At 63.3% G+C, this 26,757-nt stretch carries 24 protein-coding genes and 1 pseudogene; 11 read left to right on the top strand and 14 right to left on the bottom strand.

Going from position 1 to position 26,757, the window contains the following annotated elements; translation table 11 throughout:
* Positions 1-332: 332 nt before the first annotated feature.
* From tcuB to JQ567_RS33730, 5 genes are all read right to left on the bottom strand, one after another.
* On the bottom strand, positions 333-1,439 hold the full coding sequence (gene tcuB, locus JQ567_RS33750) for a tricarballylate utilization 4Fe-4S protein TcuB (protein ID WP_212442823.1): 1,107 nt from the start codon (positions 1,437-1,439) through the stop codon (positions 333-335).
* 87 nt (positions 1,440-1,526) lie between these two features.
* A complete protein-coding gene (locus JQ567_RS33745; protein ID WP_212442822.1) occupies positions 1,527-2,555 on the bottom strand; it encodes an esterase in 1,029 nt (342 codons plus the stop codon).
* 27 nt (positions 2,556-2,582) lie between these two features.
* Complete coding sequence (tcuA, locus tag JQ567_RS33740; protein WP_212442821.1) at positions 2,583-3,983, bottom strand: FAD-dependent tricarballylate dehydrogenase TcuA; 1,401 nt, start codon at positions 3,981-3,983, stop codon at positions 2,583-2,585.
* A 183-nt stretch (positions 3,984-4,166) separates the two neighbouring features.
* The gene (locus JQ567_RS33735; RefSeq protein ID WP_212442820.1) at positions 4,167-5,477 is read right to left on the bottom strand and encodes an MFS transporter; all 1,311 of its coding nucleotides are present in this window, start codon (positions 5,475-5,477) and stop codon (positions 4,167-4,169) included.
* A gap of 149 nt (positions 5,478-5,626) precedes the next feature.
* The gene (locus JQ567_RS33730; RefSeq protein ID WP_212442819.1) at positions 5,627-6,526 is read right to left on the bottom strand and encodes a transcriptional regulator GcvA; all 900 of its coding nucleotides are present in this window, start codon (positions 6,524-6,526) and stop codon (positions 5,627-5,629) included.
* Positions 6,527-6,642: 116 nt separating this feature from the next.
* On the opposite strand from JQ567_RS33730, the gene JQ567_RS33725 reads away from it, so the two are divergent.
* Both JQ567_RS33725 and JQ567_RS33720 read left to right on the top strand, forming a co-directional pair.
* Positions 6,643-6,846: a DUF1127 domain-containing protein gene (locus tag JQ567_RS33725; protein ID WP_212442818.1), complete on the top strand. Its 204-nt coding sequence runs from the start codon at positions 6,643-6,645 to the stop codon at positions 6,844-6,846.
* Positions 6,847-6,915: 69 nt separating this feature from the next.
* On the top strand, positions 6,916-7,533 hold the full coding sequence (locus JQ567_RS33720; protein ID WP_212442817.1) for a GNAT family N-acetyltransferase: 618 nt from the start codon (positions 6,916-6,918) through the stop codon (positions 7,531-7,533).
* Positions 7,534-7,599: 66 nt separating this feature from the next.
* On the opposite strand, the gene JQ567_RS33715 is transcribed toward JQ567_RS33720, so the two are convergent.
* Entirely contained in the window at positions 7,600-7,815 is a 216-nt protein-coding gene (locus JQ567_RS33715; RefSeq protein WP_249165901.1) for a hypothetical protein, read from the bottom strand.
* Between the two features lie 19 nt (positions 7,816-7,834).
* Between JQ567_RS33715 and JQ567_RS33710 the strand changes: the two are divergent.
* A pseudogene (locus tag JQ567_RS33710) lies at positions 7,835-8,203 on the top strand (LysR substrate-binding domain-containing protein); the annotation flags it as partial.
* Positions 8,204-8,205: 2 nt separating this feature from the next.
* Here the strand turns inward: JQ567_RS33710 and JQ567_RS33705 are convergent.
* Positions 8,206-9,033 (bottom strand): enoyl-CoA hydratase, encoded by an 828-nt coding sequence (locus tag JQ567_RS33705; protein WP_212442816.1) that lies wholly within the window; start codon positions 9,031-9,033, stop codon positions 8,206-8,208.
* A 123-nt stretch (positions 9,034-9,156) separates the two neighbouring features.
* Entirely contained in the window at positions 9,157-9,861 is a 705-nt protein-coding gene (locus JQ567_RS33700) for an SDR family NAD(P)-dependent oxidoreductase (RefSeq protein WP_212442815.1), read from the bottom strand.
* A 187-nt stretch (positions 9,862-10,048) separates the two neighbouring features.
* Here JQ567_RS33700 and JQ567_RS33695 point away from each other — a divergent pair, with 187 nt between their 5' ends.
* Both JQ567_RS33695 and JQ567_RS33690 read left to right on the top strand, forming a co-directional pair.
* Complete coding sequence (locus tag JQ567_RS33695) at positions 10,049-11,833, top strand: acyl-CoA dehydrogenase family protein (RefSeq protein WP_212442814.1); 1,785 nt, start codon at positions 10,049-10,051, stop codon at positions 11,831-11,833.
* Positions 11,834-11,881: 48 nt separating this feature from the next.
* A complete protein-coding gene (locus JQ567_RS33690) occupies positions 11,882-12,970 on the top strand; it encodes a Zn-dependent alcohol dehydrogenase (RefSeq protein WP_212442813.1) in 1,089 nt (362 codons plus the stop codon).
* A 148-nt stretch (positions 12,971-13,118) separates the two neighbouring features.
* Here JQ567_RS33690 and JQ567_RS33685 read toward each other — a convergent pair whose 3' ends face one another.
* Complete coding sequence (locus JQ567_RS33685) at positions 13,119-13,472, bottom strand: nuclear transport factor 2 family protein (protein ID WP_212442812.1); 354 nt, start codon at positions 13,470-13,472, stop codon at positions 13,119-13,121.
* Positions 13,473-13,585: 113 nt separating this feature from the next.
* Positions 13,586-15,058: an amidase gene (locus tag JQ567_RS33680; protein ID WP_212442811.1), complete on the bottom strand. Its 1,473-nt coding sequence runs from the start codon at positions 15,056-15,058 to the stop codon at positions 13,586-13,588.
* 175 nt (positions 15,059-15,233) lie between these two features.
* Between JQ567_RS33680 and JQ567_RS33675 the strand changes: the two genes are divergently transcribed.
* Together JQ567_RS33675 and JQ567_RS33670 are read left to right on the top strand one after the other, a co-directional pair.
* Entirely contained in the window at positions 15,234-16,235 is a 1,002-nt protein-coding gene (locus JQ567_RS33675) for an ABC transporter substrate-binding protein (RefSeq protein ID WP_212442810.1), read from the top strand.
* Positions 16,236-16,285: 50 nt separating this feature from the next.
* Entirely contained in the window at positions 16,286-16,852 is a 567-nt protein-coding gene (locus tag JQ567_RS33670) for a GNAT family N-acetyltransferase (RefSeq protein WP_212442809.1), read from the top strand.
* A gap of 5 nt (positions 16,853-16,857) precedes the next feature.
* Here the strand turns inward: JQ567_RS33670 and mbfA are convergent, their stop codons facing one another.
* From mbfA to JQ567_RS33650, 4 genes are all read right to left on the bottom strand, one after another.
* Positions 16,858-17,829, bottom strand: a complete 972-nt coding sequence (gene mbfA / locus JQ567_RS33665) for an iron exporter MbfA (protein ID WP_212442808.1) — start codon at positions 17,827-17,829, stop codon at positions 16,858-16,860.
* Between the two features lie 60 nt (positions 17,830-17,889).
* Complete coding sequence (locus JQ567_RS33660; protein WP_212442807.1) at positions 17,890-19,044, bottom strand: alpha/beta fold hydrolase; 1,155 nt, start codon at positions 19,042-19,044, stop codon at positions 17,890-17,892.
* A gap of 154 nt (positions 19,045-19,198) precedes the next feature.
* Entirely contained in the window at positions 19,199-20,743 is a 1,545-nt protein-coding gene (locus JQ567_RS33655) for an acyl-CoA synthetase (protein WP_212442806.1), read from the bottom strand.
* Positions 20,744-20,919: 176 nt separating this feature from the next.
* Positions 20,920-22,092, bottom strand: a complete 1,173-nt coding sequence (locus JQ567_RS33650) for an acetyl-CoA C-acetyltransferase (protein WP_192737068.1) — start codon at positions 22,090-22,092, stop codon at positions 20,920-20,922.
* Positions 22,093-22,240: 148 nt separating this feature from the next.
* Here JQ567_RS33650 and JQ567_RS33645 point away from each other — a divergent pair, with 148 nt between their 5' ends.
* The 4 genes from JQ567_RS33645 (at position 22,241) to JQ567_RS33630 (ending at position 26,637) form a co-directional block, all read left to right on the top strand.
* The gene (locus JQ567_RS33645) at positions 22,241-22,909 is read left to right on the top strand and encodes a TetR family transcriptional regulator (RefSeq protein ID WP_212442805.1); all 669 of its coding nucleotides are present in this window, start codon (positions 22,241-22,243) and stop codon (positions 22,907-22,909) included.
* 86 nt (positions 22,910-22,995) lie between these two features.
* Positions 22,996-23,754, top strand: a complete 759-nt coding sequence (locus JQ567_RS33640; RefSeq protein ID WP_212442804.1) for an SDR family NAD(P)-dependent oxidoreductase — start codon at positions 22,996-22,998, stop codon at positions 23,752-23,754.
* Between the two features lie 154 nt (positions 23,755-23,908).
* Positions 23,909-24,715 (top strand): enoyl-CoA hydratase/isomerase family protein, encoded by an 807-nt coding sequence (locus tag JQ567_RS33635; RefSeq protein WP_212442803.1) that lies wholly within the window; start codon positions 23,909-23,911, stop codon positions 24,713-24,715.
* Positions 24,716-24,765: 50 nt separating this feature from the next.
* Positions 24,766-26,637, top strand: coding sequence for an AMP-binding protein (locus JQ567_RS33630; RefSeq protein WP_212442802.1), 1,872 nt, complete (start codon positions 24,766-24,768; stop codon positions 26,635-26,637).
* Positions 26,638-26,757 lie beyond the last annotated feature (120 nt).

Below are 26,757 nucleotides of genomic sequence, written 5' to 3'. Positions count from 1 at the left end.
TCGTGTGCATTTTGTTTTGTGCAAACCGCACGCGAGACCGCGGGTGCAGCGCGCACCCGGTCTTCCCTGCGCCCTCTGTCTTCGAGGGTAAGGAGTTTCTGGCAAAGCTCGGGCGCAATGCGCCGCGAGAATAATTTTTGTCGTCCCGGCCTTGAGCTCAGATGCGCAATTGCGCATCGGGGGACCCATACGCCGCGGCCCATCCGTGAGAGCGCTGGCGTGAGATACCTTCCTAAAACAATGAACGCCGCGGAGTATGGGTCCCGGCTCAAGGCCGGGACGACGCGTGGAGAGGGCTGAGATGCGCAATGACGACGTCGGAGATCCCCGCGTCACACATGCCCCATCATCCGCCGCTCCCGTGCATAGCGCACCAGGGCGACGAAGCGATAGATGCCATGCACGAATTTTCCATAAGGCATGGTGATGAACAGCGAGAACACCACGCCGAGATGCAGCGCCAGTAGCGGACCCATCGCCGGCGTTGCTCGCAGCAGCAGCAGCGCCATGCCGGTCAGGCTGGTCAGGAACAGCATCACGATGAATGCGACATCCATGCCGAGGCGTTTTTCATCGACAAGTACCGGATCGCGCTTCGATTTTTCGAGGAGCAATCCCACGGGTCCAATCAACAGCCCAATGCCGCCGAGCGTGCCCAGCACCACCGGCAGGTCCCACCACGGATAGGGCGCCTGACGCGCCAGAAAATAATGATAGAGCGTCGCGACACTGGTCGAAGCAAAGCACAGTCCAAAACCGTAGAACGTGAGGTGGTGATAGATCTTGCGGCGGTCGGTCGGGCGATCGTCCTCGTTGAAGCAGCCGACCCCGCCGCCGTCGAGATAACGCAACTCGCCGGCGTCGCGGATCGCCTGCCAAATCGAGCCAGCATCGGCGCGCATGCCCACGGGCTCGCCGATATCGCGCCAGAACGCGCGCACGCCCATCACAAGCGCCACGATCGAATAGAGGAAGGCGGCGCCGAACAGCGCCGCCATCGCATTGTGCGGCATCAATTTGTAGAACGCGCCGGGGCCGGTGTGGACGCCGAACAGCACTTGCCGGTCGTGGAAGGCGGCAAAGCCGAAGATGAAGGCGGCGACGCTGAGCGCGGCAACGATGCTGATCACGAGGCCGTTGCGCGCGAAGGCGCCGGAAAAGGCGCGGGGCCACACATAGGCGGCGTAGGATTCGTTTCGCGCGACGGCAAGCGTCTGCGGCACATTGACGTTGAATTCATGCGGCGGCGAGAACTGGCAATCGGTGTAGCACGCGCCGCAGCCGTGGCAGAGGTTGGCGAGGTAGTTGAGGTCGCCGTCGGAAAACGCGCGCCGCATTTCCATCGCCGGAAACACCGCGCAGAGCCCCTCGCAATAGCGGCAGGAATTGCAGACCGTCATCAGGCGGTCCGCCTCCTCCAGAATTCTCGTTCCGTGCATTGCGCGGTGCTCTTCTTGTTTGACGCGTTTTCTTCACGCGAACCGGTGGCCACTTCGCTTGAAAACGCTATGCTTTCGACGCGTCGGTTACTTGGTGAGACCCTTGCCTTCGAGCCATTTCTGGATCAGGGCCGCGACCTCGGCATTGTTCTTGTCCATCATCACCATGTGCGAATTGCCCTTGATGCCGGCCTTCGGCAGGTCGACGACATCGACGCTGCCGCCGGCAGCCTTGATGCTTTCCGCAAAGGCGACGCCGGTGGCGCGGATCTTCGGCCAGCGCGAGTCCTGCTCGATGTAGTCGCCATAGACGATCAGCGTCGGGATGTTCTTCAAGCTTTCGACCTTGGCGGGATCGCCGACCCCGGCCGGTTCGATCGCGATCAGCGCCTTGACCTTGTTGGGCCGCGCCTGCGCCACCTTGAAGCCGAAACTGCCGGCCTGGCTGTGGAACAGGATGATGGAGGGGCCGACGCGGTCGATCTCGGCGATATAGGCGGCGATAATCGCATCATCGGTGGTGGTCCAGCGCGGCACGTTCTGCTTGACGAAGTTCTCATAGCCGTCGTTCGGAAACTGATTGCCCGGCAGCAGCTTTCGCTTGGCCGGATCGGCATTGTAGGAACCGGCGCCGTCGCCGATGCGAAAGCGCTCGAACGGATTGGCTGTCGTGAGGAACACCGGCTCGCTCTTGAAGATGTCAGGATATTGCGCCCAGCCGGCGCGGCCGCGCTCGACGGCATCCGAATTGTAGACGGCCCAGCCCTTGCGCAGAAAATAGTTCAGCCAGCCTTCGCGTCCGTCCGGCGTGGTCTCATAGGTGACGCCGGTCAGCCCGCCGCCATGCCACATCAGCAGCGGATAGGCGCCCTTCTCAACGGCGGGCAGAAAATACTGCACATACATCTGCTCGACCTGGTAGGTGCCGTTCGGGTCGACTTTCGCGGGCACGCCGCCCGGCGTGAACGTCACTTCCTTCACCGGCTTGCCGGAGATTTCGACCAGCCGGCCGCCGACATGGAACGAGCCCATGTCGCGCAACGCGATCGGCTCGGCGGCGCCAGCAGCACCCGTCATCAGGAGGACTGCAATGGAAAGAAAAGCAAATCGCGACATGAACCCTCCCGTGTGTATTGGCGGCCGTTAGTTCTTCGCATTTCTGGCCGCTTCCCGTCCCGCCACCCGTCCGAACACGCTGCCGATGGTCATGCCGATGCCGGCGGCGTAGCCCTTGCCCAGCACGTTGCCGGCCATGATCTCGCCGGCGGCGAACATGTTGGCGGAAGGCTTGCCGTCCTTCATCAGCATGCGCGACTGCTTGTTCACACGGGTGCCGAGATAGGTAAACGTAATGCCGGGCCGCACCGGATAGGCGAGGTACGGCGCGGCCTCGATCTTGCGCGCCCAATGCGTTTTTTGCGGCGTGATGCCTTCGGTGCGGCAATCATCCAGGATGGTGTGATCGAACGTGCCGGGCTGCACCGCGGCGTTGAAATCGGTGATGGTTTTCTCAAGCGCCACCGGATCGAGTTCGAGCTTGCCTGCGAGCTCGGCGATGGTGCCGCCCGCGATCGGCGGGAACAGCGTCGGCATGAAGCTCGTCACCACAGCCGAATCGAAAATGATGTAGGCGATCTGGTCGGGCTGGGCCGCCACCAGCCGGCCCCAGATCGCGTAGCGCTTCGGCCAGATGTCCTCGCCCTCGTCGTAGAAGCGCTGGGCGTGCTTGTTGACGACAATGCCGAACACGACCGAGTCGTGCCGCGTGATGATGCCGCCGTCGAATTTCGGCGCCCGGGCGTCGATCGCGACCGCATGGCATTGCGTGGGATCGCCGATGTCCTGCACGCCCTTGGCCAGCAGCATTTTCAGGATCGAGCCGCGGTTATAGGGCGTGCCGCGAATGAGAAAGTTGTCGGCGGCCTCGCCCCAATATTCCTTCAGCCATTCGATGTTGGCTTCAAAGCCGCCGGCCGCGGCGACCAGCGCCGAGGCGCGGATTTCGGTGACCCCATCGATCGGCTGCTTCAGGTGAGCTGCCAGGAACATGCCGTCCTCGATGTGGAGGTCGGCGACCTCGGCGTCATAGGTGATCTGGACGCCGAGCTGTTCGGCGGTGAGATACAGCGCGTTCAGCATCGCGCGGCCGCCGCCGAGGAAGAACGAATTGGTGCGGCCGAGGCTGAGCGTGCCGCCGAGCGACGGCTGCCAGCGCACACCCTGTTCGACGATCCAGTTCAGGATGTCCTTGGACTCCCGGATCATGAATTTTGCCAGCTCTTCGTCGGTCTCGCCGCCGGTCACCAGCAACAGATCCTGCCAGAATTCCTCTTCGGTGTAGGGCCCGGTGAGGATGTCGGTCGCGGCGTCATGGGCGCAGCGCATGTTGCGGGTATGGCGGGTATTGCCGCCGCGATAGAATTTCGGCGCGCCCTCCAGCACCAGCACCGAGGCGCCGGACCTGCGGGCGCTGATCGCGGCGCACAGCGCGGCGTTGCCGCCGCCGATCACCAGAACATCGAACCTGCGTTTCAAATCCACCATGCGCTCTTGTTATCGTTGTTTGCATGGAAATCAAATTGGCGGACGCGCGACATGCGACAATGTCGGATGCGGCGCGCTTCGCGGAATGATCCGTCAGGGTTTATTCTGCACCGATGCAATCAGCCATATGCGTTAGCCCTGCGCCGCCGGGCAGTCCATTACCCGGCGCATCCCTGCAATGTTCTACGCGGGAACGGCGTCGCGGGTCGCGATCGTTTCTCCGTCGCGATAGATGGCGAGCGCTGCGATGATGCCCAGCGCCGCGGCGCACATCAGCCAGTAGGCGGGGGATGCCTTGTCGCCGGTGTGACCGATCAGCCAGGTCGACGCAAATGGCGTAAACGTCCCGAACAGGCCCGCGGCGAGCGCAAAGGCCAGCGAGAAACACGTGGTCCGGACATGCGCCGGCACCACCTCGACCAGCGCGCCCAGCATGGTGCCGCTGTAAACGCCGAAATAGAACGAGAACATCATTTCGACGGCCAGCATCTTGCCGAATGTGGGCGCCGCGATCAGCCAGTGCAGTGCCGGATAGGCGGTCACCAGGGACAGGCATGCAATCGTCAGCAATACCGGCTTGCGCCCGATCCGGTCGGACAGCGCGCCGCCGACCGGATTCCAGATGAAATTGGCCACGGCCACCAGGAGGGTGACGATGAGGGCGTCCGGCGTGGACAGCTTCAGCACGGTCTTGCCGAAGGTCGGCGTGTAGACGGTGACGAAGTAGAAGGTCGTGGTGGTCAACACCGCCATCATCATGCCGAGAATGACGATGCGCCAGTTTGCCACCGCGGACGCGAACACCTCCGATGCGCTCGGATGCTTTTTCATGGCCAGGAAGTCGGGCGTTTCTTCCAGCGTCCGCCGCAGCACGAAAATGAAGGGAATGATGAGGCAGCCGATGAAAAATGGAATGCGCCAGCCCCACGCCGCAACCGTTTCGGCCGGCATCACCTCGCTCAGCACATAGCCGAGAATCGCGGCAACAAAAATGGCGACCTGCTGGCTGGAAGATTGAAACGAGGTGTAGAAGCCCCTGTTGCCGGGGGTGGCAATCTCCGCCAGGTAGACCGAGACGCCGCCGAGTTCGACGCCGGCGGAAAATCCCTGCAGCAGCCGGCCAAGCAGCACGATGACGGGAGCGGCGATGCCGATCGTCTCATACCCCGGACAGAAGGCGATCACGACCGTCCCGATCGCCATGATCCCGAGCGTCACGATCAAACCCCGGCGCCGGCCGATGCGGTCGATATAGGAGCCGAGCACGATGGCGCCGACCGGGCGCATCAGCGCGCCGAGCCAGAACACCCCGAACGCATTCAGCAGCGCCGCCGTTTCGTTCTGGGCAGGAAAGAACGCCTTCGCGATGGCGCTGGCGTAAAATCCGAACAGGAAGAAATCGAATTGCTCGAGGAAATTGCCGCTGGTCGCGCGCAGGATGGCGCCGATACGCGATTTGATTTGCGGTATTTCCGCACCACTTGCCTGCGCCATGACGCCGTCTCCCGGTATGTTGCCGCCGGCGCAAAAAGTCTCGTTCATCGAGACAGTTAGCCTGCTTGATGCGACAATTTGGCACAGTTGGGCGTAGCGACAACCCGCAAAACAGCGGAGGTGCCCTGAGAACGCGGAATGTCGGTCTTTCAGGGCTTGTTCTGTACCGAGGCAACCAGCCATTGCCGGAACGCCGACAATTTCGGCGGGTCCGTTCGTCCCGCGGGCGAGACCAGATAGAATCCGGCATCGGTCGGCAGCGTGATCTTGAAGGGCACCACCAGGCGGCCCTTGGCGATGTCCTCCTCGACATAGGCGGTGCGGCCCATCGCGACACCGAGGCCGTCGATGGCAGCCTGCACCGTCATGAAGATGAGGTCGAAGGTCACGCCCGGCTGTTTGGAAAAGTCCGCCGGCAGGCCGGCCGCAGTCAGCCACAGCCGCCAGTCGTCGCTGTTGACGTTGCTGGTATGCAGCAGCACGTGCTCCCGGAGGTCTTCCGGGCAGTTCAGCGGCTTGTTGCCCTTCAAGAGATCCGGGCTGCACACCGGAAACAGCTCGTCCGCCATCAGCCAGTCGGCGCGCAGCCCCGCCCACTGGCCGCGGCCGTAGCGGATCGCGGCATCGACATTGTCGCGCTGGAAGTCGACCAGATTGGTCGAGGTGGTGATACGCACGTCGATCCCCGGATGCGCTTCCTGGAACGCGGAAAGGCGCGGCAACAGCCATTTGGCGGCGAGCGAGGCCAGCGTCGAGACCGTCAGCACATGGTCGTCGTCCTTGCGCAGCAGTCGATCGGTGGCGAGCCGCAGATCGTTGAACGCGGCGCGGATGCCGGGCAGGTAATCCACCGCCTGCGGCGTCAGCGTCAGCGCCCGGTTCTGGCGCACGAACAGGCGGACGCCGAGCTCTTCTTCCAGCCGTTTGATCTGATGGCTGATCGCGGTCTGGGTGACGTTCAGCTCGGCCGCCGCCTGCGTGAAACTCAGATGCCGGGCGGCAGCCTCGAAGGCGCGCAATCCATTCAGCGACGGCAGCCTGGCGATCATCTCTCCACTTCCCTCATATATGAGTTTTTATCATCCGAAGCGGTACAAAGTGTCGTTTGTGAAAGGCCCTGTTAGCGCAGATATTAGCGTCAACAGATTAGAGATCGGAGCTTCAAATGTCTACTTTCACGCATGAATCGATGATAAATCATCATGGACAGAGCTTTTTCAGCCAGGTCGCCGAGCTGTTCCATGTCTGGCGGCAGCGCTCCGCGGCACGCCGGGAGCTGGCCAGCTGGTCCGACCGGGAACTCCACGACATCGGCGTCTCCCACGGCGATGCCATCTACGAAGCCTCAAAACCATTCTGGCGGGCCTAAAGCGCAGCCAGGCCGGCGTCGCCTCATCAGGGGGACGCCGGCCATTCTTACGAGCGGCGGGAGCGCGCGATGACGACGATGCGTTTCGACGATCTCAGGCAATATTCGGACGTGCTGCGCGCGCGCAGCGGCGAGGCCCTGACCGTGCGTTTCGTCGAGCCGCGCGATGCCGAGGCATTGCAAAGCTATTTCCGCTCGCTGACGATCCGCTCCCGCTACAACCGCTTCCTCGGCGCCACGCGCGAACTGCCGCCGTCGGTGCTCGAGGATTTCATCCATATCGGCGAAGCCGACCGCTTCAGCGTGGTCGCGACCATGCTGGTCGATGGCCATGAGATCATCGTCGGCGAAGCCCGCTACGCGTTCGAGAACGGCAGCATCGAATTCGGCATGTCGGTCGACGACCGCTGGCAGGGCCATGGCATCGGCAAGGCGCTGTTGAAAAATCTCGAATGCCGCGCCGCCTCGTTCGGCGCTGACCGCTTGTTCGGCGATACGCTGCGTTCCAATGAGGCCATGATCGGCCTCGCCCGCAAATCGAGCTACGCCTTCATGCCGACCCCCGGCGACTGGAAGCTGGTGCGCTTTGCAAAGCATATCGACGTCGAACCGCAAGACATCCCCTGTGCAAGCTGGCGGCTCGCCGCCCTCTCCCGCCAGGGCACTATGTCCTCGGTTGCGGTTTGACGAAACTAGGCCCGGTTCTGGCTGACCAGAACCGGGCTATTTTTGTGCCTCGGCGTTCGGCCGCATTCACGCAGCCTCTTCAGTCCAGTCGGTCGAAGTCGAAACCTCGCGCCAGGCCGCGAGCTCCTTGGCGACAAAGGCGTTCTTGGCCTCGATCCGCTCCACCGTATCGCTGCCGAGCGGCAGCCGCAGCGGCGGGGTTTTTGTATTCGCAAGCCTGATGAAGGCCCTGCGCCAGCTTGCGCGGATCGCCGCGCTGGCCGTGGTTGACGTCATCCGCATGCGCGGGTCTTGCCGACGCAAGCGGCACAAGCCACCGGTGACGCCGCATGACCTCAAGGGGATGCCGTGCATCCGCTACCGCTTCACCAGCGGCGCGCTCTATCGCTGGGAATTCGAGCGCGGCGGCATCGAGGTCGAAATCGACGTCGCGGGCCCGCTGACCCTGAACGACCAGGATCTGATGGTAGACGCGGCGCTGGAAGGGACCGGCCTGGCCTTCGTATTCGAAGGCCAGGTTGAGGAATTGATCGCGAAACGCAAACTCGTACGTGTACTCGCCGACTGGTGTCCCGCCTATCTCGGCTTCTTCCTGTATTACCCGAGCCGCCGCCAACTCCCGGCGGCGCTGCGCGCCTTCGTCGATTTCGCAAGAGCGCCTGCGAAATAGATCTAGCCGCCCCTGAACACCGGCTTGCGCTTCTCGATGAAGGCCTGCACCGCTTCCTTGTGATCCGCTGTCACCTGGGTGCGGATCATGCGTTCGGCTTCATGATCGCGCGCGGTGGCGAAATCGAACATCAGGGCTTCGTCGAGATTGTCCTTCATATAGCGGATCGCGATCGTCGGACCTTCAGCGATCGATTTGGCGAGCGCAAAGGCTTCGGCCTGCAGTCTATCGTCCGGGACCACGCGGTTGACGAGGCCGATCGTCTCGCACCTGGCGGCATCCACCCGCTCGCAGGTGAACATCAATTCGCGCGCCCGCGCGGTGCCAACCAGCCGGGTCAGCAGCCAGGCGATGCCATAGTCGCCGCTCAGGCCCACCTTGAGATAGCCGGTGGATAGGAAGGCCGATTGTGCGGCGATACGGATGTCGCAGGCCATCGCGAGGGCAAGCCCGGCGCCGACTGCGGGGCCGGGTAGGGCCGCAATGGTCGGCTTGCGCACCGAGACCAAGGCGCCGGTCAGCAGGCGTTGCCGTTCCTGCAGATCGGCGACTCTCTCGTCGTGCGACATTTCGAGCTTCTTCTTGTCGCGGTTGGCGCCCATGCCCTTGACGTTGCCGCCGGCGCAGAACGCCGTGCCGGCGCCGGTGAGCAGCAGCGCGCCGACTTCCGGATTCTCGCCGCAGGTCTTGATCATGTTGCGCAGCGCCGGCGTCAAATTGTCCGACATCGCGTTGCGGGCCTCGGGGCGGTTCAGCGTGATGATAGCGACGCGGTCGCGGATCACGCACAGCAATTCATTGGTGCCGGTGTCGACGGTGATTTCGGTCATGTTTTCCCCCAGTTATTGTTTTTCGTAGGGTGGGCAAAGCGAAGCGTGCCCACCATCGACCCTCAGTCCGGCGATAGATGGTGGGCACGGCGCAAGCGCGCCTTTGCCCACCCTACGCATTCTCTAAAACTTCTCCACCCACGGTCGCAATTCCAGCTCCCAGGTCCAGGCGCTACGCGGCTGTTGCAGCACGTTCCAGTAACTCAACGCAATGGCGTCAGGATCGAGCATCGAATCCGGCCGGTCGGCGGCCTCGGCGCGGGCGGCGCTGCGGATGCCGCCGTCGATGACGAAATGCGCGACGTGAATGCCCTGCGGCGATAGTTCACGCGCCATGCTCTGGGCGAGGCCACGGAGCGCGAACTTGCCCATCGCGAACGGCGCCGTTTGCGGATAGCCCTTGACGCTGGCGGAGGCGCCGGTGAACAGGATCGCGCCGTGCTTGTTGGGCAGCATGCGCGTGGCCGCCTGCTGCGCCACCAGGAAACCGCCGAAGGCGCTGACCGCGATCGCGTTGGCGACGTCGGCCGGCACCAGGTCGGTGAAGGGGCCGCGCGCCCGTCCGCTGGCGTTATAGACGACGAGATCAGGCGTAGCGATCTCGCGCTCGACCTGACCGAACAGCCGTTCGACGTCGTCGGCGTTGGTGGCGTCGCAGGCATAGGCACGGGCGCCGGTTTCGGTGCACAGCGCGCCGAGTTTTTCGATTTTGCGGGCGGCCAGCGCGACGCGGATTTTTTCGCGCGCGAAGAGCCGCGCCAGCGATGCGCTCAATCCCTCGCCGGCGCCGACGATCAGGGCGGTCTTGTAGGTTGGCGGGGTCGGCATGGCGGCTCTCCAGAAATGACCGGGAACAGGTATTTAGGGGCGTAATTCCGCCAGACAACCCGCTGGGTCATGGCGCGGCTGATATCCGTCCGCCATGGGGTGACCCTCCAATTATGCTTGTTGACGGCTTGATCGCCTGCGTTATCGGTAGATGATCAATATCGGGCGGAACGAACAAGAGATAAATATGCAGCAGCCTCTCACGCATGATCGCAGCACGGCCGCGGCCGACAAGCCAGAATTGCTTGCACCCGATACCTCGGGGATGAATTTCTACCGGGCCGATCCGGCGCTGACCGATCTGCTGCGGCTACATTTGCCGGAGCCGCTGTTCCGCCACATCGAACCGCATCTCGACCGGCTCGGCGAACTGGCCGGCGGTCACCTCGACGAATGCGCGCGGCTCGCCGACCGCCACACGCCGGTGCTGCACCAGCGCGACCGTTTTGGCCGCGATTCGCAGTATATCGAATATCATCCGGCCTATCGCGAACTGGAGAAGGCCGCATTCGGCGAGTTCGGCATTCACGCGCTGTCGATCCGCAAGGGCATCATGGGATGGCCGGACAAATATCCTGTTGTCGCCAAGCACGCCTTTACGTTCCTGTTCAATCAGGCCGAGTTCGGGCTGGGCTGCCCGATCAACGTCACCGACGGCTGCGCCAAGCTGTTGAATAATTTCGGCAGCGAGGCGCTGAAGGCGCGATATCTCGATGGCCTGACGCAAACCGACATGAGCAAGCTGACCCAGGGCGGTCAGTTCATGACCGAGAAGGAAGGCGGTTCCGACGTCGGCACGCTCACCACGACGGCCGTGCAGGAGGGCGATCACTGGCGGCTGCATGGCGAGAAATGGTTCTGCTCCAATGCCGACGCCGAAGTGGTGATGCTGCTGGCGCGCCCGGAAGGCGCAGGGCCGGGCACGCGCGGCGTCGGTCTCTTTTTGATGCCGCGGCGGCTTGAGGATGGGTCGCAAAACCACTACCGGATCGTTCGCCTGAAGGACAAGCTCGGCACCCGCTCGATGGCCTCGGGCGAGATCAAGCTGGAGGGCGCGATTGCGTATGCCGTCGGCAAGCTCGATCGCGGCTTTGTGCAGATGGCCGAGATGGTCAATTCGTCCAGGCTTTCCAATGGCGTCAAATCCACCGCGCTGATGCGGCGCGCCTGTCACGACGCGATGACGGTGGCGAAAAATCGCGTGGTGTTCGGCCAGCGCATCATCGACCTGCCGCTGGCGCGGCGGCAATTGATGAAGATCATGCTGCCAACCGAACAGGCGCTGTCGATGAGCTTCCTCACCGCTGATGCGCTCGATCGCGCCGAAGCCGGCAGCCAGGACGCGGCAGCGTTGCTGCGGATTCTGACGCCGACGCTGAAATTCCGTGCCACCCGCGATGCCCGCAAGGTCTGCGGCGATGCGTTGGAGATGCGCGGCGGCATCGGCTACATCGAGGAATTCGCTACCGCGCGGCTGCTGCGCGATGCGCATCTCGGCTCGATCTGGGAAGGCACCGGCAATATTGTGGCAATTGATGCGCTGAAGCGCGCGGTCGGCCGCCACGGTGCGGATGCCGCGCTCGCCGCCGATCTGCATGCCCGCCTCGACGACAGCGCCAATGTGCCGCAGGCCTGGCGCAATCGCCTGCGGGACCTCACCGACCGCGCTATCGGTTTTGCGCGCGAGGTAGCCAGCAAGTCGGACAATGAAGGCGACGCGCGGCGTGCCACCAGCCTGCTTTATCATGTCGCCAGCGCCGTGGCCTTGGCATGGGAGGGCGGCCGCATCCACGAAATGCGCGGCGACGCCAGACGGCTGCTGCTTTCGCGCATGGTGATCGATCACCGGGTCTCTGCGTCAGATCCGTTCCGCTTGGCGGAAAATGCCACGCAGCGCGCAATCACGACGCATCTCCTGGACGAGCGCGCGGTAGGGATGGCCGAGGTTGGCGAATTGCTCACCGCAGCGTAGGCTTCCGGCCACGTTAGAGTTCAAGAACAACAATCAAGGGAGTACCCGATGAAGGCCGCCGTCCTGCATGAAGTCAATCAGCCGCTCGTGATCGAGGATGTCAGCGTACCGAATCCTGGCCCGCGCGAAGTCCTGATCCGCACGCGTGTCGCCGGCCTCTGTCACTCTGATTTGCACTTCATGGAAGGGCTTTATCCCCATCCGCTGCCCGCGGTGCTCGGTCACGAATCGGCCGGCGTGGTGGAAAAAGTCGGCTCCGACGTCACCTATGTGAAACCCGGCGATCACGTCGTGACCTGCCTGTCGGTGTTCTGCGGCACTTGCGACAATTGCACCACCGGCCGCACCGTGCTCTGCACCGACACGACGGTCAAAATGCTGCCGGGCGTGTCCAACCGGCTGTCCTGGGCGCGCTCGGAGAAACTCAACCAGTTCCTCAATCTGTCGTCGTTCGCCGAGCAGATGCTCGTGCACGAAAACGCCATCGTCAAAATCCGCAACGACATGCCGCTCGAACTGGCCGCGCTGATCGGCTGCGGCGTCATCACCGGTTACGGCGCGGTCGTGAACACCGCCAAGGTCACCGCCGGCGAAACGGTCGCGGTGATCGGCTGCGGCGGCGTCGGCATGGCCGCGATCAACGGCGCTGCGATCGCCGGCGCGGGCCGCATCATCGCGATCGACACCAATCCCGCTAAGCTGCAGCTGGCGACCAAACTCGGCGCCACCGACATTGTCGATCCCAGCAACGGCGACGTCGTGCAGCAGGTGCGCGAACTCACCAAGGGCGGCGTCAACCATTCGTTCGAAGTCTTGGGCCGCAAGGAGACCGCGGAGCAGTCGTTCGCGATGCTGGCCGCCGGCGGCACCGCGACCATTGTCGGCATGATCCCGTTCGGCCAGAAGATCGAGCTGCACGGCTTCGACTTCCTGCGCGAGCGCAGGATCCAGGGCTCCTCGATGGGCTCCAACCATTTCCGCGTCGACATGCCCCGCCTGGTCGAATTCTACATGCGCGGCAAGCTGCATCTCGAAGACTGGATCTCGGCCAAGCTGAAACTGTCCGAAATCAACGAGGGTTTTGCGGCGATGAAGGCGGGGAAGACGGTGCGCAGCGTGATTATGTTTGATGCGTAGTATCCGTCGTCCCGGCCTTGAGCCGGGACCCATACGCCGCGGCGGTCGTGGCTAAGCAAGGAAGATAACGACCAGCGTGCAAAAGCAATTGCCGCTGGTGGTTATGGGTCCCGGCTCAAGGCCGGGACGACAGCAGAGAGTTTGGCGTCTACCGCGACACATGCGCCGACACTGCAAGCCATTTCCCGTTCTGCTTCGCCCAGCAGTCGGTATACCGCCCATGGGCTTCCTGCCCATCCGCCGTCGTGTAGCGCGTCGCAGCGTGGATGATCGCGAAGTCGCCGAGCACGCGGATTTTGACGTCGTCGGCCCGCAGATTCCGGATCGTCACCGGCACGGCGGTCTGCTTGAGGAATGCCGCGCGGTCGACCAGTGATTTGTCGGGATTGGAGCAATAGAAATCCTGCGCCAGAATCTCGTCGAAGCGCTTGACGTCGCAATTCTGCACCGAAGCGACATAGTCGCGGTTGAGGGCGGTGAGTTCTTCGATGTCGTTGCTCATGGGTTTTCGTTCCTCGTCATTCCGGGGCGCGCGAAGCGCGAACCCGGAATCTCGTAGTAATAATTTCTGGATTCCGGGTTCAGCCCTGCGGGCTGCCCCGGAATGACGACCAACTAATCATCCAACATCGGCGGCGGCTTGAACCCGCCGAATTCGCGCTCGATCAATTCGGCGAGTTTCAGCGGCGTGCGGTCTTCCAGCCAGGGGCCGACGATCTGCACGCCGATCGGCAATCCGTCCGGCGCGAAGCCGGTCGGGATCGCGGTGGAAGGCAGGCCGGGCAGGGTGGCGATGCCGGGCCAGGCGAGCTGATCGGAATAGACGTGGTCCCTGCCGTCGATCCTGATGCGGCGTTGTTCCTGGTCGGCCGAGTGATCGTGCGGATAGGCCGGCGTCGGCATGATCGGGCAGATCACGGCATCGAACGTCCTGAACAGCTCGCGCCACTGCGCGCGCAGACGCACGCGCCCGCCGTCCGCCATCAGCCAGTCGCGATGGCTGAGCGCGATGCCGCGCAGGCGCTCGGCGGTGAGGCTCATATCGTCGGCCGGAAGGGATGCCGCCGCAGCCTGCGCGCCGGCATAGACCTCGGGCGCAAAGGATGCCGCGAGGAACGACATCAGCATCCGCATATAGAGCCGGGATGATGCGGCGAAGTCGGGCAGCAGCCGGCTTTGGCGTTCGACATTGACGCCGGCCTTGGCCAGATTGGCAGCGAGTGTTTCCAGCGTTCCGCGCACCGCCTTGTCGGTCGGCATCAGCGGATCGGTATCGATCAGCAGCACGCGGAAATCCTTCAACGCGGTGTGGCGCGCGGCCGGTAGCTCCAGTCTGTAGGCCTTGCCGGCGTCGAGCGGGTCGGGGCCAGCCATCACATCGAGCAGCAGCGAAAGATCGGCCGCGCCGCGCGCCATCGGTCCGATCACGGAAAGGTCGCGATTGGACGGCAGCGGCGGCAAGGGCGGCGGCGTGTGGCCGCGCATGGCCACGAGGTCGAAGGTCGGTTTGTGCGCATAGATGCCGCAGTGAAACGCCGGCACGCGCAAGGAGCCGCCGATGTCGGAGCCGAGCGACAGCGCGCCGTAGCCGGCCGCGAGTGCCGCCGACGATCCACCGGACGAGCCGCCCGGCGTGCGGCCGAGATCGAACGGATTGTTTGTCGTGCCGTAGATGTCGTTGTAGCTCTGCCAGTCGCCGAGTCCGAGCGGCACGTTGGTCTTGCCGAGGATGACGCCGCCGGCAGCCTTGACGCGGGAAATCGGCAGCGCGTCCTCGGTTGGCTTGAAGTCCTTCTGTGCCGGAATGCCCCAGGTCGTGGGCAGGCCTGCGATATTGAAGGATTCCTTCACCGTCATGGGGATGCCGAGCAGCGGCTTGTTGACGCCGCGCGCCAGTTCCGCATCGGCGGCACGCGCAGCGGCAAGGCCGCTCTCGAAATCGCGCACGCAGACCGCATTGATCTTGGAATCGTGCCGTTCGATGCGGCCGATCGCGTCCTGCGCCAGTTCGACGGCGGAAACCTTTTTTGCAGCGAGCGCTGCCGATAGCTCAACGGCGGTCTTGAAGCTCCATTGCGACTTGGCCAAGGCTTGCTCCCGGTCTGTTCTTGATGAGGCGGCGATGATGCTCAGTTTGGCGAGGTGCCGCAAGAGCAATAGCTGTACAGCGGCGGGGCCGCCATGCGGCCAATGCTATTGGCGCGCTCGCCTTTCGCGCGCTAGTCTCCCGATCAACAAAAAATGAAAAGACGGGGAGACGACCATGAGGACCACTTGGGTGGCAGCTGCCGCGATCGCGTTCGCCATCGGCAGTGCAACGACGACGGCCGGTGCGGCTGAGATCAGGTTGGCCGAACAGTTTTCGATGGGCTACCTGCAATTCAACGTCATGAAGCGGGACAAGCTCATTGAGAAATATGCCTCGCAACGCGGCCTGAAGGACTTCAAGGTGTCCTGGCAGCGCTTCAACGGCCCGGTGGCGATGAACGAGGCGCTGCTGTCGAACTCGACCGACATCGTCAGCGGCGGCGTGCCAGGCCTGATCACGCTGTGGGACAAGACGAAAGGCACCTCGTTTGAAGTCAAGGGCATCTGCGCGCTCTCTTCGCAGCCGTTCCTGCTCAATACCGCCAATCCCGACATCAAATCGATCAAGGATTTCAGCGAGCGCGATCGCATCGCGGTGCCCTCGATCAAAGTATCGGTACAGGCAGTCCTGTTGCAGATGGCGGCGGCGGAAGCTTTTGGTGAGGCGAACTACGCCAAGCTTGATCCGCTGACGGTGTCGATGTCGCCGCCGGATGCGACCATCGCGCTATTGAGCGGCGCGGGCGGGGTCTCGTCGGCCTTCAGCGTACCGCCGTTCCAGTTCCAGCAACTCGAGCAGAAGAACATCCGCACGATATTGACCTCGTTCGACGTGCTGGGGCCGCATACGTTCACGGTAGCATGGACCTCGGCACGGTTCCGCAAGGACAATCCCGAACTCTACGCCGCCTTCCTCGACGCGGTGAAGGAAGCCACCTCGATCATCGCCGCCGATCCCAAGGGCACCGCGCAAAGCTGGATCAACGATTCCGGCTCCAAACTGCCGCTCGAAATGGTGACGAAGGTCGTCACCGGTCCCAATGTCGAATGGACCATGACGCCGGCGGCGACGATGAAATTCGCCAAGTTCATGCGCAAGGTCGGCACCACCAGGAACGAGCCGATCTCGTGGAAAGACCTGTTCTTTCCGGAGATCGGCGACCTCAACGGGAGTTGAGGCGCGTCGTCCGGAGCGTCTGTAACGCAACATCAAACGGCGAGGAAGCCATGCCACCGACCGCGAGCCGGAAATTTCCGGTGTTGTCCACCAAGCGGCTGACGTTACGGGCCGCGACGCCAAAGGATGTGCCAGCGTTTCGGGCACTATTGTCGGCTCCCGACGTCACGCGGTTTTCCAATTGGCCCGATGCTCCGTCCACGACGCAAGCCGAACGTTTCGTGCGCTGGATGTCCAAGCACCATGGCTCCGGCAAGGGTTGCGCCTGGATCATCGAAGTCAGCGGCTCGAAGGCGCTGGTCGGCGCGATCCGCTTCAACCGTTTCGACAAGAGGTGGCGGAGCGGCGAAATCGGCTACGAGTTGCATCCGGATTATTGGGGCGAGGGCCTGATGACGGAAGCGGTGCGGGCCGTCGTCGCGTGCGGACATGATACGTTCAAGCTCAATCGCATCGATGCCTGGACGTTGCCCGGCAATGCCGCGTCAGATCGCGTGCTGGAAAAGTCAGGCTTTCGATATGAAGGTACGATGCGGCAGAAAGCCTGGTTCAAGGGCGCGTTCCATGACTTTCGAATTTTCGGCCGGATCGCGGGAGACGCCGCGAATTCGAATTAGTCTCGCTACGACGCCCCGATCAGAATGCCGACGCCGAGCACGATCACGCCGCCCAGCACGATCTGGAACACGGCCTGCAGGAACGGCGTGTCCATGTATTTCGCGCGGATAAAGGCGATCGCCCATAGTTCGAAGAACACGACGACGCCCGCTGCCGCGGTCGCGATCCAGAACGCGTTGGGCCAGGAATCCGGCACCAGATAGGGCAGGGTGTGGCCAAGGCCGCCGAGCGCGGTCATGATGCCGCTCGCCGCCCCGCGCAGCCAGGGCGAGCCGCGCCCGGTCAGTGAGCCGTCGTCCGACAGCGCTTCCGCAAAGCCCATGCTGATGCCGGCGCCGATCGAGGCGGCAAGGCCAACCAGGAACGTCTGCCAGTTCTGATGCGTGGCAAAGGCGGCCGCGAACAGCGGCGCCAGTGTCGAGACCGAGCCGTCCATCAGGCCGGCGAGTCCGGGCTGGACATATTGCAGCACGAAGGCGCGCCGCCGTGTCTTGTCTTCCTCGGCGCGCACGTCGGGGCTGAGGATCTGCTCGGTCAGCTTGACCGCGAGCTTCTCGTGCCCCTTTTCCTCCTCGGCGAGGTCGCCGAGCAGCCGGCGCACGCCGACATCCTCGGCCTGTTCGGCGGCCTTGATGTAGAACTGCTCGGCCTGCAGCTCCATCACCTCGACCTCTTTACGGATCGTGTCGAGCGGCAGGTTTTTGGTCAGCCAGATCGGACGCCGCTTGAAGAATCCCCGGACGTCCTCGCGGCGGATCGGCGGCAGATGCGGGCCAAAGCGCTGCTGATAGAGTTCGAGCAACCGGTGGCGGTGACCGGTCTCTTCCTCCGCCATCTCCCGAAAGAGTTTCGCGGAGTCCGGATAGCGCTCGGCGAGGTCTTCGGCGAAGGTCATGTAGATGCGGCTGTCCTCCTCTTCGGAGGAGATCGCAACGGCCAGCACTTCACGCTCGGTCAGGTCGGAAAAATTCTTCACGCGGACGCCCCTCGTCTGGAAGTTCCAGATGTAGGAACCCAAGGCGATCCGGTCAAACCATCAGCGGACAGATTTGGCCTTTTCCAGAAACTGCAGCAGCAGCCGGCTCACTTCGGCTGGCTGCTCCTGTTGCACCCAATGGCCGGCGCCATCGACGAGATGGCAGCCGATCATGTTGGTGCAGGCCTTCGACTGCATGGTCTCGAATACGCCGGGGCGCTGATAGGTGCCCCAATCCTGCTTGCCCGAGATGAACGCCGAGGGCACGTCGATGGTGCGGCCCGACCAGGTCTGCAATTCAGGCAGAAACGCCCCCGAGGTGCCGCAGCGATACCATTGCAGGCCGCCCTGGAAACCGGTGCGGGTATATTCGGCGCTGTAGAACGAAAGCTCGCTGTCGGGCAGCCATCGGTTGGCGGCGATCGCGGCGGCCGAGGGCATCTCTTCGGCGACGGTCGCGGCCATGTCCTTTACAAAATCCATCACATAATAGGTCGGCAGTTTGGCGATTTCGGCCGCCGTCCATGCTTTCAGCGGATAGGGCGCGTTGTCTTTCCAGTCCGCGCTCTTGTGATGGTAGTAGGCGCGCAGGAAATCATGCACGCCCTGTGGCGCGTGATGCATGTTGGCGTTGGCCTCGCGCGTCGAATAGTACCATTGGTAATGTTTGCGCGGCCGCGGCAGCGCCGCCAGCTCGCGATGGATGGGGTCTTCCGCTGCAGGCTTGGCCGGTGCATCCGCGGTGTTGAACGGCAGCGCCGGCGGGCCGGCGAACGGCGCGCTCATCAACGCGACCGACCGGAACACATCCGGCCGCAGCAGCGCGCACCAGGCGGCGACCGATGAGCCGAAATCATGCCCGATCACGGCATCGACGTTCTTGTAGCCGAACGCCGACACCAGCCCGAGCGCGTCGCGCACCAGATTGGTGAGCCGGAACGAGGCGAGGTCGCCATCGTAATTGGCATCCCACCCCGTGGTGCGGCCATAGCCGCGCTGGTCCGGCGCGATCACGTGATAGCCCGCGGCGGCCAGCTGCGGCATCACCTTGCGCCAGCTGAAGGCAAGCTCGGGAAAGCCGTGCAGCAACAGCACGCAGGGCCGGCCGCGGGTCTCGAAGCCGGCTTCCAGCACATGCATGCGCAGGCCGTTGATACCATCGACGTAGCGCGAGCGGATGGTGGCGGGGAGCGGGATGTCGGGGAGGGCGGTCATGGTGTTTCCTCGTCATGGCCGGACTTGTTCCGGCCATCCACGTTCTTCTTGGTGAGACTGTAAAGACGTGGATGCCCGGGACAAGCCCGGGCATGACGGAATCTAAGACTCGCGTCGTCCCGGCGTTCGCCGGGACGACGGCAATAATTCTGCGCTACCCCTTCGCCGCCGGCTTCGGCCAATACCGGTCCCGCAGATGCCGCTTCACCAGCTTGCCGGTGGGCGTGCGCGGCAGTTCGGCCTCGAAGTCGATGCTCTTCGGGCATTTGATCGGCGACAGATGTCTTCTGCAGAACAGGATCAGTTCGGCCTCGAGCTCCTTGCCGGCCTTGGCCATGTCGTGCGGCTGCACCACCGCCTTGACCTCTTCGCCCATTTCCTCGTTCGGCACGCCGAACACCGCGACGTCGGCCACACCGGGATGGGTGATCAGCACGTCCTCGGTTTCCTGCGGGTAGATGTTCACGCCGCCGGAAATGATCATGTAGCTCTTGCGGTCGGTGAGGTAGAGAAAGCCCTCGTCGTCGAGATAGCCGACGTCGCCGAGCGTCGACCAGCCGCGGTCGTTGTAGGCGCGTTTCGTCTTCTCGGGATCGTTGTGATAGGCGAAAACAGGCGCATCGGCAAAATACACCGTGCCGATCTGCCCGGTCGGGGCTTCCTGATCGTTCTCGTCGAGAATCTTGACCTTCCCGACCACGGCGCGGCCGACGGTGCCGCGATGGCTCAGCCATTGCTGCGAGTTCGACACGGTGACGCCGTTGCCCTCGGAGCCGGCGTAATACTCGATCAGGATCGGCCCCCACCATTCGATCATCTTCGCCTTCACATCAATCGGGCAGGGCGCGGCGGCGTGGATCGCGACCTTCAACGTTGAAACGTCGTAGCGCGTACGCACCTCCTCCGGCAGCTTCAGCATGCGCACGAACATGGTCGGCACCAGCTGCGACTGCGTGGCCTTGTATTTCTCGACCAGTTTCAGGAATTCCTCGGCGTCGAAGGATTCCATGATGATGGAGGTGCCGCCGAGGATGGTTGCCATCATGTTGAAGCGCAGCGGTGCCGCGTGATAGAGCGGCGCCGGCGACAGGTAGATGCTGTCAGCATTCATGCCGCACATGTCGCCGCAGAGCACTTTCAGGAATTGGTTGGGCACGTCGATCTTGTTGCCCTCGAACGCCTTCTTGATGCCTTTCGGCCGTCCGGTCGTGCCCGACGAATACAGCATGTCGTAGCCGGCGACCTCGTCCGCGATCGGCGTCGTCTGCTGCGCGATGGCTTCCTTGTCCCAGGAGCGGAAGCCGGCCTGCGGCTCGTCGACCATGAAGAACAGCGGTTCGCCCGGCTCGCCCTTGATCAGGCCTTGCACCTTCTCGGCGCATTTCGGCGTGGTGATAAAGACCTTGGCGCCGCAATCCTTGATGATGTAGGCGATCTCGTCTTCGGTGAGATAGCGGCTGATCGCGGTGTAATAGAGTCCTGCGCGCTGCGCCGCCCAGCAGATCTCCATGAACGCCAGGCGGTTCTCCATCAGGAAGGCGATGTGGTCGCCGGCCTTCAGGCCGAGCGCGCGGAACAGATGCGCGCCCTGGTTCGAGAGTTCGTCGAGCTCGCGATAGGTGATGGCTTTCCCGGTGCCCGCCATCTGGTAGGCGATCTTGTTCGGATGCGTGCGGGCGTAGATCGACGGATGGGTCATGGAGAGTCCTTGAACAATCAACGGTGTCGTCCCCGCGAAGGCGGGGACCCATAACCACAGGCCTCGGTTCTTGAAACGAGCTGGAGCTCCAACCCGGCTAACCACGAACTGCGGTGGTTATGGGTCCCGGCTCAAGGCCGGGACGACACCATTTATGTGGCAGCCAGCCGCGCCGCTTACAGCCGCTCCACAATCGTCACGTTCGCCATGCCGCCGCCTTCGCACATGGTCTGCAGGCCATAGCGCTTGCCCCGCTGCTTGAGCGCGTTAACCAGCGTGGTCATCAGCTTGGTGCCGGAGCCGCCGAGGGGATGGCCGAGCGCGATCGCGCCGCCATTGACGTTGAGCCTTTCAGGATCGGCGCCGGTGGTCTTCAGCCACGCCACCGGCACGGCGGCAAAGGCCTCGTTGACCTCGAACAGGTCGATGTCGTCGACCGACATGCCGGCCTTCTCCAGTGCGCGCTTGGTGGCGTGCAAGGGCGCATCGAGCATGATCACGGGATCGCCGCCCATCATGGTGAGATGATGGATCCGCGCCAGCGGCTTGACGCCGAGCGATTTGAGGCCCTTTTCGTTGACGACCATCACGCCGGAGGCGCCGTCGCAGATCTGGCTGGCGCTGGCTGCGGTGTGCTTGCCGTTCTCGGCGATCAGCTTGACGCCCTTGATGCCGTCGAGGCTGGCGTCGAAGCGGATGCCCTCGTCGATGTGGTGGGTGTCGGTCGAGCCATCGGCGCGGGTGATCTGCAGCGAGACGATCTCGTCCTTGAACTTGCCGGCTTGGGTGGCCGCAATCGCGCGCTGGTGGCTGTTGTAGGAGTACGTATCGAGTTCTTCCTTGGACAGACCGTATTTCTCCGCCATCATTTCAGCGCCGGTGAACTGGCTGAACATGATGTTCGGGTACAGCTTCTCGATGCCCGGGCTCTTGTAGTGGCCAAAGCCGTTCTTGGCCGGCAGCGACGACGCAAGGCCCATCGGCACCCGCGTCATCGACTCCACGCCGGCCGCGATCACGCAATCCATGGTGCCGGACATCACGGCCTGCGCCGCGAAGTGCAGCGCCTGCTGCGACGAGCCGCACTGGCGGTCGATCGAGGTGGCGGGCACGCTTTCCGGCAGTTTCGAGGCCATCACAGCGTTGCGGCCGATATTGTTGGACTGTTCGCCGGCCTGCATCACGCAGCCCATGATGACGTCCTCGACCTGGGCGGGATCGGCGCCGCTGCGATCGATCAGCGAATCCAGCACGGAGGCGGCGAGATCGGCCGGATGCCAGCCTGCGAGACGTCCCCCCTTGCGGCCACCGGCGGTGCGAGCGGTGGCAACGATATAGGCCTCGGCCATGTCTGTTCTCCCTGAATTGTTGTTGGATGGCTTTTGAATGATGGGCCGGATTTAAGGGGTGGCCCGGGATTTAGTCAATCAATCAATTAACTCTTGAGTGCAGCCGCGGCATGCGCTTATGTGCGGCCGGAATTTCCGGCAGGCAGTGATGGCATCAGGGTTGAATACCAGCGTACCGACCAAGCTGGCGGGCGGCAAAAATACCACCGCCGAGAAGCTGCTTGTGGCGGCAAGCGAATTGATGATCGAGCGCGCCTCGATCGAGGTGTCGCTCTCCGACATCGCTCAGAAATCCGGCGTCAACGCCGCGTTGGTGAAATACCATTTCGGCAACAAGGACGGCCTGTTGCTGGCGCTATTGGCGCGCGATGCCGCGACAGAAATGTCGCAGCTCGAATATCTGATCAGCCAGCCGATCTCGCCGACTGCAAAACTCAAGCTGCATATCGGCGGCATCATCCGCGCCTATTACCAGTTCCCGTACATGAACCGGCTCATCCACTATCTGCTGCATGAAAGCAGCACGGAAGCGGCCGACGAGGTGTCGAAGTTTTTCGTCGCGCCGCTTTTGGATTTTCAGCGGCGGCTGCTCGCCGAGGGCATCAAGGCCGGCGAGTTCCGCAACATCGATCCCGTGATGTTCTACACCAGCCTGGTCGGCGCCTGCGATCACCTGTTTTTCGGCCGCCACGCGATGTCGCGCGCGACCGGCGTCGGTCCGGTCACCGACGAAGTCTGCCGCCAATACATCAAGCACATGGAAGCGCTGATCTGCGGCGGCATGCTGAGTGAAAAGAAAGCCGCGAATGGCGAGTAGCGAATAGCGAATGGATTTTTCCATTCGCCACTCCTATTCGCCATTCGCAAGTCCAGAGAAGAAACGCCCAAGGAAAGGTCTTAAAAATGCAGTTACAAGACGTTGCCGTTCTCATCACCGGCGGTGGCTCCGGTCTCGGTGCCGCTACCGCCCGCGCCATGGCTGCCAAGGGCGCAAAAATCGGCGTGATCGACCAGAACAAGGAAAATGCCGAAAAGGTCGCCGCCGAAGTGAAGGGCGTCGCTCTGCATGCCGACGTCACCGACGAGGAAGCGATCAAGGCGGCGATCGCCAAGGCCGAAGCCGCGCACGGCATCGCGCGCGTGCTGATGAACTGCGCCGGCATCGGCGGCTCGCAGCGCACCGTCGGCAAGGACGGCGTCTATCCGCTGGCAAAATTCGTCCGCATCATCAACGTCAACCTGATCGGCACCTTCAACGTGCTGCGCCTGTTCGCCGAACGGCTCGCCACCGCGCCCCCGATCGGCGAAGAGCGCGGCGTCGCCATCAACACCGCCAGCGTCGCGGCCTATGAAGGCCAGATCGGCCAGATCGCCTATTCGGCGTCGAAGGGCGGCGTCGTCGGCCTCACACTGCCGGCCGCGCGCGATCTCGCCAGCCTCAAGATCCGCGTCAACACCATTGCGCCGGGCCTGTTCCTGACGCCGCTGCTGATGGGATTGAACGAAGAGGCCCGCAAGAGCTTGGGCGCGCAGGTGCCGCATCCGGCTCGCCTCGGTGACGCCTCCGAGTACGGCAACCTCGCGGTCCACATCGTCGAGAACCCGATGCTCAACGGCGAAACCATCCGCCTCGACGGCGCCATCCGCATGGCGCCGCGGTAAGGCGCAGTACTCTCCGCGAGTCGTCCCGGCGAACGCCGGGACCCATACTCCGCGGCGGGTGTCGTTCTGAAGGTCTCTGCGACCGTGCCACCACGAAATGGCACGGCGTATGGGTCCCGGCCTTCGCCGGGACGACGATGGGTGGGAGACGCGCGTGACGCAACCGCTGCTGATCGAACACCACGACGGGGTCGACCGGGTGACGCTCAATCGCCCGGATAGCCTCAACGCGCTCAACCCCGACATGATCGACGCACTGAACGCCTATTTCGGAGGCCTGCAGCGCAACCGCACCACGCGCGTGGTCGTGCTGAAGGGCGCAGGCAGCGCGTTCTGCGCCGGGCTCGATCTCAAACACGCGATGCAGCGCCGGGCCGGGCAGCAGGAGCCGCCCGGCGTCACCGAGTCGCTGGATTCGCAGCGGCGGATCGCCGACATCGTGATGCTGATGCGGCGTTGTCCGCAGCCGATCATCGCGCTGGTGCAGGGCGCTGCGGCCGGCGGTGGTTTCGCGCTGGCGCTGGCGGCGGATATTCGCATCGCCACCAGATCGGCGCGGATGAATTGCGCCTTCATCAAGCTCGGCCTCGGCGGCTGCGATATCGGCACCAGCTATTTCCTGCCGCGGCTGGTCGGCGTCTCCGTGGCGTCGGAACTGATCCTGACTGGACGCTTCATCGGCGCGGACCGCGCGCTCGCGGTTGGTCTCGTCTCTGAAGTGGTCGAGGAAGATGCGCTCGATGCGGCAGCGGAACCTTATGTCGAGGCGATGATGACGGCCTCGCCGGTGGGCCTCCGGCTTTCCAAGGAATGCCTCAATATGAGCGTCGATGCCGGCTCGATCGAAGCCGTGATCGCGATGGAAGACCGCAATCAGGTGCTGTGCAGCCGCTCGGAAGAATTCAGCGAAGGCATCAGGGCCTTCCTTGAAAAGCGAAAGCCTGTCTATATCAAACGATAGAAAAACAAGAACGAAGGATCCGCAAAGGACCGAATTCCGGGAGACGCAATATGAGTGGGAACGCAGCCGCGGTGCTGACCAAGCCCGGCTTTCGCAAGATCGAATGGTTGAAGCGCGACATCGATGTCGCGCGGCGGCCGGACGGCGTCATCGTGCTGAAGTCGCGCATTCCGCTGCAGTCTTACGAGAAGCACATTCCGGCCTCGCTGGCGAAATGGGCGAAGCAAGCGCCCGAACGCATCTGGCTCGCGCAACGCGGCGGGGCGGACCGGCAATGGCGAAAAGTTTCCTACGGTGAAGCCAAGCGCACCGTCGACGGGCTGGCGCAGGGCCTGCTCAATCTCGGCGTTGCAGATAGTCGCCCCGTTACCATCCTCTCCGGTAATTCGATCGAGCACGCGCTGATGACGCAGGCCGCGATGCAGGCGCGCCTGCCGGCGGCGCCGGTGTCGCCGGCCTATTCGCTGATGAGTCAGGATCACCTCAAGCTCAAATACCTCTTCAACCTGATCAAGCCTGCGGTCGTAATGGTGCAGGACGGTCCGACCTTCGAGAAGGCGCTGAAAGCGCTCGATCTCACCGGCGTCACCGTCGTGCATGTCGTGCGTCCCTGCGAAGGCATCAAGAGCGTGTCGTTTGCCGATCTCGCGGCCACACCGGTGACGAAATCGGTTGAGGAATCGATCGCAAAAATCACGCCGGACACCGTCGGCAAGCTGCTGTTCACGTCGGGCTCGACCGGCATGCCCAAGGCCGTCATCAACACCCAGGAGATGATGTGCGCCAATGCGGCGATGATGATGCAGGTGCGCCCGCGCGATCCGAACGGGCCGATCGCGACCATGCTGGACTGGATGCCGTGGAATCACACCATGGGCGGCAACGCCGCATTCCATCCGATCCTGGTCGATGGCGGCACGCTCTATATCGACGACGGGCGGCCGATGCCGGGCCTGTTCGAGGAGACCCTTCGCAATCTCCGCGAAGTGTCGCCGACCTATTACGCCAACGTACCTGCCGGCTATGCGGCGCTGGCGGCGGCGATGGAAAAAGACGATGCGCTGTGCCGCAGCTTCTTCAAGAATCTGACCGTCATGGCCTATGGCGGCGCGCGATTGCCCGACGATCTCTATGACCGCATGCAGGCGCTGGCGGAGAAGACATCAGGCGAGCGCATCGTGTTCTATACAGGCTGGGGCTCGACCGAGACCGCGCCGACTTCCACCGGCACTTATTGGGACACCGAGCGCGTCGGCCTGATCGGGCTGCCGTTCCCCGGCGTTGAACTGAAAATGGTGCCGTGCGGCTCGAAATATGAGTTGCGCCTGCGCGGCATCAACGTCACCCCGGGTTACTTCGGCCAGCCCGATCTGACGAAGAAGATGTTCGACGAGGAAGGCTTCTACTGCATCGGCGATGCCGGTGTGTTCGTTGACGACAACGATCCGCTGCAGGGCATCATCTTCGCCGGCCGCGTGGTCGAGGACTTCAAGCTCACCACCGGCACCTTCGTCCATGTCGGCTCGCTGCGAACCGATGCCATCGCCGCCGCTACGCCCGCGGTGCACGACGCGCTGGTCGCGGGGCAGGACCGGGAATTCATCGGGCTTTTGGCCTGGCCCAATCTGCACGCCTGCCGGCAGATTGTCGGCAATCCCGACGCGTCGTTTGAAGACGTGGTCAGGCATCCCGAGGTGATCGCCTGCCTGAAGCGCGGGCTGGAAGCGCACAACGCCTCCTGCACCGGCAGCAGCATGCGGATCGCCCGCGCCATGCTGATGGCGGAGCCACCCTCCATCGACGGCAACGAACTCACCGACAAGGGCTACATCAACCAGCGCGCCGGCCTCGAACGCCGCGCCGCGCTGGTGGAGAGGCTTTATGCCGACAAGCCGGGAGACGACGTGATTATTTTGAAATGAAGACAGCCTTGGTCGTCGTCCCCGCGAACGCGGGGACCCATACGCCGAGGCCTATCGATGAAAAGTTGGAGCTAGTTCCGAGTTAAAGCACAAACGCCGGTGGTTATGGGTCCCTGCGTT

This window comes from Bradyrhizobium sp. AUGA SZCCT0431 (assembly GCF_018131065.1).
Lineage (GTDB): Bacteria > Pseudomonadota > Alphaproteobacteria > Rhizobiales > Xanthobacteraceae > Bradyrhizobium.
Note: the sequence above shows the minus strand (reverse complement) of the source record. Positions and strands in the feature narration are given on the sequence as shown.